The sequence below is a fragment of the Micromonospora sp. WMMA1976 genome (genome assembly GCF_027497335.1).
Classification (GTDB): domain Bacteria; phylum Actinomycetota; class Actinomycetes; order Mycobacteriales; family Micromonosporaceae; genus Micromonospora; species Micromonospora aurantiaca.
Map to the genome: position 1 here is coordinate 1957333 of NZ_CP114912.1, position 12594 is coordinate 1969926.

Sequence of the window (12594 nt, forward strand, 5' to 3'; positions counted from 1 at the left end):
CCGCTCCGCTCAGGCCAGGTGGCCGCCGATCTTCGTGTAGCCGCGCAGCAGGTCCCGGGAGATGATCAGCCGCTGCATCTCGTCGGTGCCCTCGAAGATCCGGTACAGCCGGACCTGCCGGTACCAGCGTTCGATCGGCAGTTCCCGGGTGTAGCCCATGCCGCCGTGGATCTGCAGCACCCGGTCCACCACCCGGTTGACCATGCCCGCGCCGTAGAGCTTGCCCATCGAGGAGGCGTGCCGGGGGTCGAGGCCCGCATCGACGGTCCAGGCCGAGCGCAGGATCAGCCAGCGGGCCGCCTCCAGTTCGGTCTCCGAGTCGGCGATCATCCACTGGATGGCCTGGTTGGTGGCGATCGGCGCGCCGAACGTCTCGCGCGTGTTGGCGTGGTCGATCGCCATCTGCAGGGCACGCTCGGCGATGCCGACGGCGTGCGACGGGATGGTGTAGCGGCCCTTGCCGATCCACTCCATGCCGAGCGTGAAGCCCTGCCCGATCTCGCCGAGGATGTTGCGGTGCGGCACCCGTACGCCGTCGAAGATCAGCGAGGCCGGTCCGCCCTCGCCCATGGTCTGGATGAACTCCGAGCGCCAGCCCATCGCGCGGTCCACCAGGAACGCGGTCGCGCCGCCGCGGCGGGCGCCCTTCTCCGGGTCGGTCACCGCGACCACGATGGCGAAGTCGGCGTCGTTGCCGTTGGTGATGAACGTCTTCTCGCCGTCGAGGACCCAGTCGTCGCCGTCGCGGCGGGCGCGCAGCTTGATGTTCGCCGCGTCCGAGCCCGCGCCGGGCTCGGTGATGGCGAAGCAGGAGATCCGTTCCCCCTCGATGGTGGGGATCAGGAACTCGCGCTTCTGCTCCTCGGTGGCGTGGAACAGGATGTTGTCGGCCTCGCCGCCGAAGCGGAACGGCACGAAGCTGCGGCCCAGTTCGGTCCAGATCAGCGACTGCATGACCGCCGGCAGGGCCATGCCGCCGTACTCCTCCGGCGTGGCCAGCCCCCAGAAGCCGAACTTCTTCGCCTTGAGCTGGAGTTCGCGCAGCTCGGAGCGGTCCAGGCCGGGCTGGTGGGCGCGCTCGCGGCGCAGCACCTCCGCCTCCAGCGGCATCACCTCGCGGGTGACGAACGTGCGAACGGTGTCCCGGATCGCGCGTTCCTCGTCGGACAGTGCGAAGTCCACGGTGCCCCCTCAGGTCGACTGGCTCTAAACTAGCGCTGGAAGTTTTCCCGCGTCCAGACCCCGGGCCGAAAGGAGGATGATGACCAGGTGCCCCGACCCCGACAGGCCCTGCTCACCCGCGACCGGATCGTCGAGACCGCGCTGGCGCTGATCGACGCCGACGGGCTGGACGCGCTCTCGACCCGGCGGCTCGCCGCCGCGCTCGGCGTCCGCGGCCCTTCGCTCTACAACCACTTCGCCACCAAGGAGGAGATCCTCGACGCGGTGGCCGACGGCGTCGCGGCAACGGTCGACATCACCGTCTTCGACGAGTGCGAGTGGCTCGACGCGCTCGGCCGCTGGGCGCGCTCGTACCGGGCCGCGCTGGCGGCGCACCCGAACATCGTGCCGTACCTGGCGCAGGGGCCGGGCCGCCGTCCGGCGGCGCTCGCCATGGCCGACGCGGTCTACGGCGCGCTGGTCCGGGCCGGCTGGCCGCCCGCGCGGGCCACCCACATCGGCGCCGCGATGCGCTACTTCGTGGCCGGGTCCGCGCTCGGCTCGTTCGCCCGCGGTTTCGTCGAGGACCCCTCGCTGTACGCCGCGCACCCGCACCTCAGCCAGGCGCACCGGCTCGCCGGCCACCAGCGCAGCGTGGACGAGGGCGCCTTCGCGCTCGGCCTGGACGCGCTGCTGCACGGACTCGCCGCCGAGTACGCCGCCACCGTCGCCCCGCTGGAACGGGTCGGCGGTCCGGAGTAGCGTCGAAACTCCCACCGCTAGTTTCCACCACCCCCGAAGGACGACATGGATCTCGCCGACGCCCCTCCCGCCCTGCTGACGCGCCGCCACCTGCACATCGCCGGTGACTGGGTCGACCCCTCCTCGGGCGACAACGTCCCGGTGGAGAACCCGGCCACCGGCGGCATCGTCGGCGAGGTGCCCGCCGGCACACCGGCCGACGTGGACCGCGCGGTCGCCGCCGCCCGCGCCGCGTTCCCCGGCTGGGCCGACACCGCACCCGCCGAGCGCGCCGCGCACCTGGACCGGCTGCACACCGCGCTCGCCGCCCGCGCCGACGAGATCGCCCGCACCGTGGCGACCGAACTGGGCACCCCGCTCAAGCTCGCCACCCGCGTCCAGACCGGCCTGCCGCTGACAGTGCTGCGGAGCATGGTCGACCTGGCCGCCCGCCCGGCCACCGAGCACACGGTCGGCAACTCCCTCGTCGTCCGGGAGCCGGTCGGCGTGGTCGGGGCGATCACCCCGTGGAACTACCCGTTGCACCAGGTGGTCGCCAAGGTCGCGCCCGCGCTCGCCGCCGGGTGCACGGTGGTGCTCAAGCCCAGCGAGCTGACGCCGCTCACCGCGTACCTGCTGTTCGACGCGATCACCGACGCCGGCCTGCCGCCCGGCGTGGTGAACCTCGTGCCCGGCACCGGCCCGGTGGTCGGCGAGGCGCTCGCCGCGCACCCCGACGTCGACCTGGTCTCGTTCACCGGCTCCACCGCCACCGGCCGGCGCATCGCGCACCTGGCTGCCGAGCGGATCGCCCGGGTGTCGCTGGAACTCGGCGGCAAGTCGGCGAACGTCGTCCTGGCCGACGCCGACCTGCCCACCGCGGTCAAGGTCGGCGTCGGCAACGCGCTGCTCAACTCCGGGCAGACCTGCACCGCCTGGACCCGGATGCTCGTGCACCGCGACCGCTACGCCGAGGCGCTGGACCTGGTCGCGGCGGCGGTGGCCGGCTACCGGCTCGGCGACCCCTTCGACCCGGCCACCCGGCTCGGCCCGCTGGCCTCCGCCGCGCAGGCCCAGCGGGTACGCGACCACGTGGACCGCGCGCTCGCCGACGGCGCCCGGCTCGTCGCCGGCGGCCCGGACGCGCCACTACCGCCCCGGGGTCACTTCGTGGCGCCCACCGTCTTCGCCGACGTGCACCCGGACAGCGCGCTCGCCCAGGAGGAGGTGTTCGGTCCGGTGCTCGCGGTCATCCCGTTCGCCGACACCGACGAGGCGGTCGCCATCGCCAACAACTCCCGGTACGGGCTGGCCGGCGCGGTCTGGTCCGCCGACTCCGACGCGGCGCTGGCGGTGGCCCGGCGGATGCGTACCGGCCAGGTGGACGTCAACGGCGGCGCGTTCAACCCGCTCGCCCCGTTCGGCGGCTACAAGCAGTCCGGCCTCGGCCGGGAGCTGGGCGCGTACGGCGTGGAGGAGTTCACCGAGCTGAAGGCGATCCAGCGATGAGGGCGCTCGTGGTACGCGGCCGGGGCGAGACACCGGCGGTCGAGGACGTACGCCTGCCCGCGCCCGGTCCGGGTGAGCTGCGGGTCCGCATCCGCGCCGCCGGCATCTGCCACTCCGACCTGGCGATGGTGGACGGCACGCTGGCGCCCGCGTATCCGCTGGTGCTCGGGCACGAGGCGACCGGCGTGGTGGCCGAGGCCGGGCCCGGCACCACGATCGCGGTCGGCACACCCGTGGTGCTGAACTGGGCGCCCGCCTGCCGGGAGTGCTGGCACTGCCGGCACGGCGAGCCGTGGCTCTGCGCCGCGAACCCCAACCCGTCCACGCCGCGGGGCGAGACGGCCGCCGGTGAGCCGCTGGAGGTCACACTCGGGCTCGGCGCGCTCGCCGAGGAGGTGGTGGTGCCGCAGCGCGCCGCCGTACCGGTGCCCGCCGGACTGCCACCGGAGCAGGCCGCGGTGCTGGGCTGCGCGGTGCTCACCGGCGTCGGTGCGGTCCGCAACACCGCGCGGGTCGCGCCCGGCGAGTCGGTCGCGGTGATCGGGCTCGGCGGGGTGGGCCTGGCCGTGCTGACCGCCGCGCGGCGGGCCGGCGCGTCGCCGATCCTCGCCGTGGACGTGGTGGAGGCCAAGCGGGATCTGGCACTCGCCGCCGGGGCCACCGACTTCCTGCGCTCCGACGACCGGCTGGGCAAGGAGATCCGGGCCCGCACCGACGGGCGCGGCGTGGACCACGCGTTCGAGTGCGTCGGCCGGTCCGCCACCATCCGCGCCGCCTGGCGGGCGACGCGGCGCGGGGGAGCGGTCACCGTGGTCGGCATGGGCGCCCGCGACGACATGCTCAGCCTCTCCGCGCTGGACATCTTCCACTCCGCGCGGACGCTGCGCTCCTCGGTGTACGGCTCGACCGACCCGGACCGGGAGGTGCCGGAACTGGCCGCCGCGCTCGCCGCCGGTGACCTGGACCTGGGCCCGCTGGTGAGCGGCACGGTGCCGCTGACCGAGGCACCAGCGGCGCTGGAACGGCTGGCCCGCGGCGAGGGCGCCCGCTGGGTGGTCACGTTCCCCGAATGACCCCTCCGGTACGGCGGTGGCCGTGGTGCGGGCGGGCGGCGGCGCCCCCCACGTGACGCGGAGCGACGCTACGCTTCCCGATTCATGGCCGTCTCGCGTCTGCGTGCGCTCGCCACCACGGTCCCCGCCGACCGGCCGGCGCCACCGCCGGTCACCCTGCCGTCCTGGTTGCTCCTGCCCGGTCTGGTGGCGTTGGCCGGGTCCCTCGCCGCGTACGCGGTCTTCCTGGACCACGACCCGCTGCGCGGGACGGACCTGTCGATGTACGTCGGTGGTGCGCGGTCCTTCCTGGACGGCGAGCCGGTCTACCGGCTCGGGTACACGACGCTGAACCTGCCCTACACCTATCCGCCGATCACGCTGCCGTTCCTGACGCCACTGACGCTGCTCGACGACCGGGCCGCCCTGTACGTGTGGACCGTGGCGGGCCTGCTGGCGATGCTCGCGGCGCTGTGGTTCACCACCCGGATGCTCGGGTACCGGGGCGCGCGGGGCGGGCTCGGCCTCGCCGCCGCGGTCCTCGCCGTGCTCGTGTGGACCGAGCCCTTGCACCGCACCTTCTATCTCGGCCAGATCAACATCTTCGTCCTGCTGCTCGTGGTGGCGGACCTGGCGCGTCCGGACCGGAGCCGGTTCAAGGGTGTCGGCATCGGCGTCGCCACCTCGGTCAAGCTGCTCCCCGGCCTGTTCGTGGTCTACCTGCTGCTGACCCGCCGGATCCGGGCCGCCCTGGTGGCCGGGGCGACGTTCGCCGGTCTCACCGTGCTGGGCGTGATCATCCAGCCGGGCGGCTCGTACGACTACTGGATCGCCGGCCGCGCGTTCGACTCGTCCCGGCCGCTCGCGACCTCCGGCCCGCGGTACGCCGCCAACCAGTCCCTTCAAGGTCTCGTGGCACGGGTGCTCGGCAGCGACGAACTCAACAGCGTGCCGTGGATGCTGGCCGTGGTGCTCGCCGGGGTGGCCGGCCTGGCGCTCGCCGTCGCGCTGCACCGGCAGGGTGAGGAGGCGGCCGCGATGGTGGTGGTCGGGTTCACCACGCTCGCCGTCTCGCCGGTGAGCTGGTCGCACTACTGGCTCTGGAACGGCCCGACGGCGCTGGTCCTGATCGATCTGGCCCGGCGTGCCCGCGGCCCGGCCCGGGTGCCCGCGGCCGCCCTCGCGGTGGCCGCCGTGCTGCCGTTCCTGCTGTGGCCCGGCCGCGACCGCACCGGTGCGACCGTCCCGCGCGGCCTGATCTGGAAGGCGGCCCACCTGGAGGGGGCGGCGAAGACGCTGGCGGTCGACGCGTACCTGCTGACGGTGCTCGCCCTGGGCCTGATCGCCGTGGCGTGGCTGTCGCTGCGCCGTCGTCGCCGCTCCGTCGCCGCGGCGGAGCCCGTCCTGCCGGAGCGCGAACCGGTGTGATCCGGCCCACCGGCCCGGTGCCGGGACCGCATCTCGTCCGGACCGGTCCGGCCCGGGCGCATCCAAACCGTGCCGTCGCGTCGAACCCCGGGTAGTGACCGTCTACCCGGGAGGTGCTTCTGGTGGTGACCGAGGCGATGCCCGGCGACGCCGTCGAGGACGTCCGCAAGCACCTCACCCTCGCCGCGGAGGACCTGGACGGCAACCGGGTCGCCGCGCTCGTCGTCGAGGCCGCGGGTCGGTGGGGCGTGACGGCGGTGTGGGAGCGGGTCTGCGCGCCGATGCTGGCCGCGCTACCGGGGCACAGCGCCGTCGAGGTGGCGGTGGAGCACGCCTTCTCCGAGGGGATCCGGTCCGGCCTGGACGCACTGGTGCGCGAGCCGGGGCGGGCGTCGCCGGGCGGCGGCATCCTGCTCGCCGCGGCGGAACAGGAACTGCACTGTCTCGGCCTGCACGCGCTCGCCGCCGCGCTGCGGGAGGCGAACCTGGGCAGCCTGCTGCTGGGCGCCGCCCTGCCCTGGCCGGCGCTGGCCAGCGCCGTGCGCCGCAGTCGGCCGCACACGGTGGTGGTGTGGTCGCAGACCCCGGTGACCGGCCGGGCGTACCGGATGGCCCGGTTCGCGCGGGAGTTCCCGTCGGTGTGGGTGCACAGCGCCGGGCCGGGCTGGATCATGCCACCGGACGGGCATCTGACGACCCTGTCCGACGCGCTGCGCACCTGCCGTGCCGCGGCCGGGCGCCCCGCGGCCCAGCCCTAGGCGCGGAAGCCGCGCAGCAGCGTGGCGACGGCGGCCTCCGGGTCGACGTCGTCGCCGGGGGCGGCGAGCCGGTTGCTCAGCAGCCCGTCGACGAGTGCCAGCAGCATCCGGAAGTGGGCCGGCGGGTCGGTCGAGCCGAGCGTGGCGAGCAGCGGCTCCCCCCAGCCGGCCAGCCGTGCCCGGGCGGCCTCGATCGCCGGGCGCAGGTCGGGCCGCACGGCCGCCTCGACGAACAACGCGTACCGGGCGAGCGTGACCACCCGCTGCCGGTCGGTGAACTCCCGGATCAGCCGGCCGACCACTGCGGCGAACGCGGTGACGTCGCCCGGCGGCAGGTCCGCGGCGAGCCGTTGCCAGGCCGCCGTCTCCACCTCGACGAGCCGGTCGAAGACGCCGGTGACCAGTGCCTCCCGGGTGCGGAACCGGTTGGACGCGGAGCCCTCGGGCAGGCCCGCCTCGGCGTCAACGGCCCGGTGGGTGAGCTGTCGCGGCCCGCCGGTGCCGAGCACCCGGATGGCGGCGTCGAGCAGGAGTCGCCGGCGATCGGTCACCCGGTCAGACTACAGGCGTAGTGCAGCCGACTACATCTGTAGTACGGTGACGGGCATGGGCGGACGCACGGTCGTGGTCGGGGGCGGGATCGGCGGGCTCGCGGCGGGCGTCGGCCTTCGGGCGGCGGGCTGGGACGTGACCGTACTGGAACGGTCGTCCGCACTGCCGGAGACCGGCACCGGGCTCGGCATCTGGCCCGCCGCGATGCGCGCCCTGGACGCCCTCGGCGTCGGCGACGAGGTGCGCCGCCGGGGCAGCCGTCAGGCCGGCGGGTCGATCCGGCGCCCGGACGGCAGCCGGATCGCCACCATCGACGTCGACCGGCTGGAGCGCCGCCACGGCGAGCCGGTGTACCTGGTCACCCGGCCGGTGCTGCTCGCCGTCCTGGCCGGCGCGCTGCCCGGACCGGTGTTGCGCCTGGACGCTCCGGTGGTCGATCCGGGGCCGCTGCGCGAGGCGTACGACCTGGTGGTGGGCGCGGACGGGATCAACAGCGTGGTGCGCGAGGCGATGTACGGCCGGCGGCACCCGCTGCGCTACGCGGGCGCGGTGGCCTGGCGCGGTGTGGTCGACCTGGACCTGGCCGAGGGTGGCGAGACCTGGGGGCGGGGGCGCAAGTTCGGGCTGACCCCGGCCGGGCCGGGCCGCACCAACTGGTACGCCGCGGTGCGGCTGCCCGAGGGGCACCCGGCGCCGCCCGACGACCGCGCCGAGCTGCGCCGACTCTTCGGCGACTGGCATCAGCCGGTGCCGCGCGTGCTCGACGCGCTCACCCCGGACGGCATCCTGCGGCACGAGATCCACGACCTGACGCCGCTGCCGTCGTACGTGTCCGGCCGGACGGCACTGCTCGGCGACGCCGCGCACGCGATGACCCCGGATCTCGGGCAGGGCGCCTGCCAGGCGCTCATCGACGCGGTCGCGCTCGCCGACTGCGTCCGCGAAGCAGGCGACCTGCCCGCCGCGCTGCGGGCGTACGACAGGCGCCGCCGGCGGCCCACGCAGCGGATCGCGGCGGGCGCGCGGTGGGCGGGGCGGTTGTCCGGCGCGCGGCGGCTGCTGCCGGTGCGGGACGTGCTGCTGCGGCTGGCGCTGGCGGCCGGGCCGCCAGCGTGACCTGAGACACATTCGATACGAACCGGTTCCGTATCGAAACCCGCTCACCTACGCTCGGCTCCGTTACGAGTCTGACCCGTATCGTATTCCGACGCGGGGAAACCGGGGGGAGCACGGACGTGGAACCACGCGAGAACACCGGACACCCGAGGAGGTGGGCGATCCTCGGGGTGCTGGTGATCAGCCTCCTCGTGGTCGTCCTCGACAACACCATCCTCAACGTCGCGCTGCGCACGCTGGCCGACCCGGTGCACGGCCTCGGCGCCACCCAGGGCGAGCTGGAGTGGGCGATCAACTCCTACACGCTCGTCTTCGCCGGGCTGCTGTTCACCTTCGGCGTGCTCGGTGACCGGCTCGGCCGCCGCCGCTTCCTGATCCTCGGGCTGGCGCTGTTCGGCCTGTCCTCGCTGCTGTCCGCGTACGCGCAGGACCCGGGCCAGCTGATCGCGGCCCGCGCGCTGATGGGCGTCGGCGGCGCGGCCATCATGCCGGTGACGCTCTCGATCATCTCCAACGTCTTCGACCCGCGCGAGCGCGCCAAGGCGATCGGCGTCTGGGCCGGCGCGGTCGGCCTCGCGGTGGCGATCGGCCCGGTGCTCGGCGGCGCCCTGCTGGAGCACTTCTGGTGGGGCTCGGTCTTCCTGATCAACGTGCCCGTGGTGGTGCTCGGCGTGGTGCTCGTCGCGGCCCTGGTGCCCGAGTCCCGCGACCCCAAGCCCGGCCGGGTGGACCTGCTCGGCGTGCTGCTCTCGGTGGTCGGCCTGGTCGCGCTCACCTACGGCATCATCGACGGCGGCGAGCACGGCTTCGGCCGCCCGCAGGTGTGGGTCGCGGTGCTCGGCGGCCTCGCGGTGCTCGGCTGGTTCGTCGCCCACGAGCTGCGCAGCGACCACCCGTCGCTCGACGTACGGCTGTTCCGGGTGCCCCGGTTCGCCGCGCCGGTGGCCCTGGTCGGGCTGGTCTTCTTCGCCGCCATGGGCGTGATGTTCTTCGGCGCGTTCTATCTCCAGCTCGTCCGCGGCTACAGCCCGCTGGAGAGCGGCCTGCTGTTCCTGCCGTTCGCCGCGGCCCAGCTGATCTTCGCGCCGCGCAGCGCCGCGATGGTCCGCCGCTACGGCGGCCGTGCGGTCGCGGCCGCCGGGCTGCTGCTCACCACTGTGGCGCTCGCCGCGTTCGTCTTCATCGACGCGGACACCCCGATCTGGATCTTCTCGGCGCTGGGCTTCCTCCAGGGCGCCGGGATGGCGAACATCATGCCGCCGGCCACCGAGTCGATCATGTCGTCGCTGCCCCGGGAGAAGGCCGGCGTCGGTTCCGCGGTGAGCAACACCGTGCGGCAGGTGGCCGGCGCGCTCGGCGTGGCGGTCCTCGGCTCGGTGCTCTCCGCCGTCTACCGCGACCAGGTCGGCCCGGCGGTGGCCGCCCTGCCCGCCCCGGTGCGCGACGCGGCCCGGGAGTCGGTGTCCGGGGCGTACGCGGTCGCCGGCCGGCTCGGCCCCGACGGGCCGCGACTGATCGACGCGGCGAACGACTCGTTCGTCTCGGCCATGCACTGGGCGGCGGGCGCCTCCGCGGTGGTGGCCGCGCTCGGCATCGTGATCGTGCTGCGGTGGATGCCGGGCCGGCCGGTCGTCGCCCCCGACGCGGCGCCGGTCACCGACCGGGAGTTGGCCGGTACCGCATAGGTTCGTGGACAATGTCTGACATGACTTCCACGGCGGATGCTCCGCGGTCGCCCGGGCGACCGCGGAGCACCCGCGCGGACGAGGCGATCGTCGACGCCACCCTCGACCTGCTGGCCGAGGGCAGCACCATAGAGTCGCTGTCGATCGAGGCGATCGCGAACCGCGCCGGAGTCGGCAAGGCCACCATCTACCGCCGCTGGGCGGGCAAGGACGCGTTGCTGCTGGACGCGCTGCGCACGCTCAAGGGGCCCGCGCCGCGCACGGACGGGCGCTCCGTCCGCGACGACCTGGTGGTACTCGTCGGCGCGGTGGGCCAGCACGCCGATGTCCGCGTCCGGAAGATCATGCCCTGTCTGGTGCCGGAGGTGAACCGCAGCTCGGCGCACCGGCAGGCGTACGAGGCGATCATCGAGCCCCGGCGGGCGGCGATGCGCGAGGTGCTGCGCCGCGCGGTCGACCGGGGCGAGCTGCGCGCGGACCTCGACATCGAGGTGGCGATGGCGCTGCTCACCGCGCCGATGCTCACCCAGCGGATGCTGCGCTGGCACCCCGAGCGCGACGAGCGGCTGCTGCCCGAGCGGATCGTGGACGCGGTCCTGGACGGCCTGCGCGTGCGCTGATCCCGGGCCGGGCCGCCTGCCCGGCCGGTCCGTCGCCCGCCGCTCAGCGGGCGGGTGTGCGCAGCCGGTGCAGGCGCAGCGCGAGCTGCACCTCCAGCGCCCGCTCCGGCCGCTGCCAGTCCGCGCCGAGCAGGTGACCGACCCGCTCCAGCCGCTGGGTGACCGTGTTGACGTGCACGTGCAGCTGTTCGGCGGCCCGGGCCAGGCTGCCGCCCACCCCGAAGTACGCCTCCAGCGTCTTCACCAGCGCGGTGCCCCGCCGGGCGTCGTAGTCCAGTACCGGTCCCACGGTGGTGGCGAGGAACCGCGCCACGTCCCGGTCCCCGGCGTCACCGACCGCGCCCAGCAGCAGCCCGACGAAACCCAGCTCGGTGGTGCTCGCCCCCTGCCCGGCCCGGCCCAGCGCACCCAGCGCGGACAGGCAGCGCTCCGCCTCGGCGAACGTGACAGCGAGCGACGCCGGGCCGGTGGAGGGCCCGCTCGCCCCGGCGGTCACCGGACGGCCGGTCACCCGGGACAGGTCCCGGGCCACCGCGCGGGCCGCGGCGCCCGCGTCCCGGCCGGGCAGCATCAGCACCACCCGCCCGTCGCGCGCCGCGGCCAGGCCACCCCGGGTCGAGGCGTACGTGGTGGCCCAGGAGAGCACCCGCTGCCGGGCCGAGCCGGTCTCGGCGAACGCGTCGTCGCCGACCGCCACCAGCACGTGCGGGGCGTCCAGGTCCACAGCGATCCGGCGGGCCCGCGCGCGCAGCGCGTCCGCGTCGCGCAGCGGCCGGGCGATCAGGTCGTCCAGCAGCTCACCGCGGACCCGCCCCTCCGCCTCGGCCACGGTCCGGCGGAACAGCAGCAGCAACGCGGTCACCAGCGCGGCCCGCTCCAGGATGCGCTGGTCGGCGTCGACCAGCTCGTCGTCCGGGCGCAGCACCAGCGCGCCCAGGTTCTCCGCGCCGGCCACCACCGCGGCGTACCAGAGCGGACCCCGGCGCACGCTGCGCCCCTCGGTACGGGACGCGGCCACCGCCTCCACGATGTCCGCCCGGTCCGGCTCCTCGATCTCACCGACCCGGGCCAGCCGCCGGCCCTCGGCGTCCAGCGCCAGCAGCGCGCCGCCGAGCACCTCGGTGACCGCCGCCGCCACGTCCTCCATCCCACCGCCGCGTAGCACCAGCGCGGTCATCCGGTCGTGCGCCGCGGCGGCGCGCTCCACCGAGCTGCTGTGCGCCCGGATGGTGCTGTTCGCCGCGGACAGCTCGGCCAGCGCCGCCCGGGTCTCGGCGAGCAGCCGCGCGGTGTCGATCGCCACCGCCGCGTGCGCCGCCAGCGACACCAGCAGCGACACCTCCTCGCGGGCGAACGGCCGGGCCGAGCGGTTCGCCGCGTACAGCACGCCGATCACGCTGGACCCGAGCCGCAGCGGCACGCCGAGGATGGCCACCAGGCCCTCCTCGCCCACCCCGCCGTCGATCTCCCCGGTGTGCCGGAACCGCTCGTCCTCCTGGTAGTTCGAGGTGACGTACGGGGTGCCGGTCTGCGCGACCAGCCCGCCCAGCCCGTCGCCCAGCTCCAGCCGCAGCCGCTGGAACCGGGCCGAGATCGAGCCGTCGGTGACCCGCATGTACGTGTCGCCGCGCTCGTCGTCGTTGAGCGTCATGTACGCCACGTCGGTGCCGAGCAGGATCCGCGCCCGGTGCACGATCGCGCGCAGCACGTCGTCCAGGTCACGCAGCCCGGCCAGGTCGCTCGCGGTGTCGTACAGGCCGGACAGCTCGGTCTCCCGGCGGCGCCGGCGCGCCAGCAGCGCCCTCACCCGCAGCGCCACCACCTTCGCCTGCTCCAGCTCGGCGAGCCGTTCGGCGGGCAGGCCGGCGGCGCGCGCGGCCACCAGCGGGCCCTCGAACTCGACCGCGGCGGCCTCGCGCGCCAGCAGCTCCAGGAACTCCACCGGCGACGACATGACCGACATTGTGCGCGG

Annotated in this window: 11 protein-coding genes; 8 read left to right on the forward strand and 3 right to left on the reverse strand. The window is 74.9% G+C overall.

Features of this window, described 5'->3' with window-relative positions:
• Positions 1 to 9: 9 nt before the first annotated feature.
• A complete protein-coding gene (locus tag O7546_RS09235; RefSeq protein WP_194802914.1) occupies positions 10 to 1182 on the reverse strand; it encodes an acyl-CoA dehydrogenase family protein in 1173 nt (390 codons plus the stop codon).
• A gap of 87 nt (positions 1183 to 1269) precedes the next feature.
• Between O7546_RS09235 and O7546_RS09240 the strand changes: the two genes are divergently transcribed.
• The 5 genes from O7546_RS09240 (at position 1270) to O7546_RS09260 (ending at position 6649) form a co-directional block, all read left to right on the forward strand.
• Positions 1270 to 1923, forward strand: a complete 654-nt coding sequence (locus tag O7546_RS09240) for a TetR/AcrR family transcriptional regulator C-terminal domain-containing protein (protein ID WP_194802913.1) — start codon at positions 1270 to 1272, stop codon at positions 1921 to 1923.
• Between the two features lie 45 nt (positions 1924 to 1968).
• Positions 1969 to 3411, forward strand: coding sequence for an aldehyde dehydrogenase family protein (locus O7546_RS09245; RefSeq protein ID WP_269696549.1), 1443 nt, complete (start codon positions 1969 to 1971; stop codon positions 3409 to 3411).
• Positions 3408 to 4484: a zinc-binding dehydrogenase gene (locus tag O7546_RS09250; protein ID WP_194802911.1), complete on the forward strand. Its 1077-nt coding sequence runs from the start codon at positions 3408 to 3410 to the stop codon at positions 4482 to 4484. The genes O7546_RS09245 and O7546_RS09250 overlap by 4 nt, the downstream gene beginning before the upstream one ends.
• An 84-nt stretch (positions 4485 to 4568) precedes the next feature.
• Complete coding sequence (locus tag O7546_RS09255) at positions 4569 to 5891, forward strand: glycosyltransferase 87 family protein (RefSeq protein ID WP_281600736.1); 1323 nt, start codon at positions 4569 to 4571, stop codon at positions 5889 to 5891.
• Positions 5892 to 6013: 122 nt separating this feature from the next.
• Complete coding sequence (locus O7546_RS09260) at positions 6014 to 6649, forward strand: transcriptional regulator (RefSeq protein ID WP_281600737.1); 636 nt, start codon at positions 6014 to 6016, stop codon at positions 6647 to 6649.
• On the opposite strand, the gene O7546_RS09265 is transcribed toward O7546_RS09260, so the two are convergent.
• Positions 6646 to 7200, reverse strand: a complete 555-nt coding sequence (locus O7546_RS09265; RefSeq protein ID WP_194802909.1) for a TetR/AcrR family transcriptional regulator — start codon at positions 7198 to 7200, stop codon at positions 6646 to 6648. The genes O7546_RS09260 and O7546_RS09265 overlap by 4 nt on opposite strands.
• Positions 7201 to 7255: 55 nt before the next feature.
• Here O7546_RS09265 and O7546_RS09270 point away from each other — a divergent pair, with 55 nt between their 5' ends.
• The 3 genes from O7546_RS09270 (at position 7256) to O7546_RS09280 (ending at position 10622) form a co-directional block, all read left to right on the forward strand.
• Positions 7256 to 8317: an FAD-dependent monooxygenase gene (locus tag O7546_RS09270; protein WP_281600738.1), complete on the forward strand. Its 1062-nt coding sequence runs from the start codon at positions 7256 to 7258 to the stop codon at positions 8315 to 8317.
• Positions 8318 to 8436: 119 nt separating this feature from the next.
• The gene (locus tag O7546_RS09275) at positions 8437 to 10002 is read left to right on the forward strand and encodes an MFS transporter (RefSeq protein ID WP_269696553.1); all 1566 of its coding nucleotides are present in this window, start codon (positions 8437 to 8439) and stop codon (positions 10000 to 10002) included.
• 11 nt (positions 10003 to 10013) lie between these two features.
• Positions 10014 to 10622 carry a TetR/AcrR family transcriptional regulator gene (locus O7546_RS09280; protein WP_269696554.1) on the forward strand — a complete coding sequence of 203 codons (609 nt, stop codon included), beginning with the start codon at positions 10014 to 10016 and terminating at the stop codon, positions 10620 to 10622.
• Between the two features lie 43 nt (positions 10623 to 10665).
• Here the strand turns inward: O7546_RS09280 and O7546_RS09285 are convergent, their stop codons facing one another.
• Positions 10666 to 12585 carry a helix-turn-helix domain-containing protein gene (locus O7546_RS09285; RefSeq protein ID WP_281600739.1) on the reverse strand — a complete coding sequence of 640 codons (1920 nt, stop codon included), beginning with the start codon at positions 12583 to 12585 and terminating at the stop codon, positions 10666 to 10668.
• Positions 12586 to 12594: the final 9 nt, after the last annotated feature.

Coding starts and splice junctions, on each gene's coding strand:
- O7546_RS09245 (WP_269696549.1), top strand. CDS start 1,969: ATGGATCTCGCCGACGCCCCTCCCGCCCTGCTGACGCGCCGCCACCTG.
- O7546_RS09255 (WP_281600736.1), top strand. CDS start 4,569: ATGGCCGTCTCGCGTCTGCGTGCGCTCGCCACCACGGTCCCCGCCGAC.
- O7546_RS09280 (WP_269696554.1), top strand. CDS start 10,014: ATGTCTGACATGACTTCCACGGCGGATGCTCCGCGGTCGCCCGGGCGA.
- O7546_RS09270 (WP_281600738.1), top strand. CDS start 7,256: ATGGGCGGACGCACGGTCGTGGTCGGGGGCGGGATCGGCGGGCTCGCG.
- O7546_RS09285 (WP_281600739.1), bottom strand. CDS start 12,585: ATGTCGGTCATGTCGTCGCCGGTGGAGTTCCTGGAGCTGCTGGCGCGC.
- O7546_RS09250 (WP_194802911.1), top strand. CDS start 3,408: ATGAGGGCGCTCGTGGTACGCGGCCGGGGCGAGACACCGGCGGTCGAG.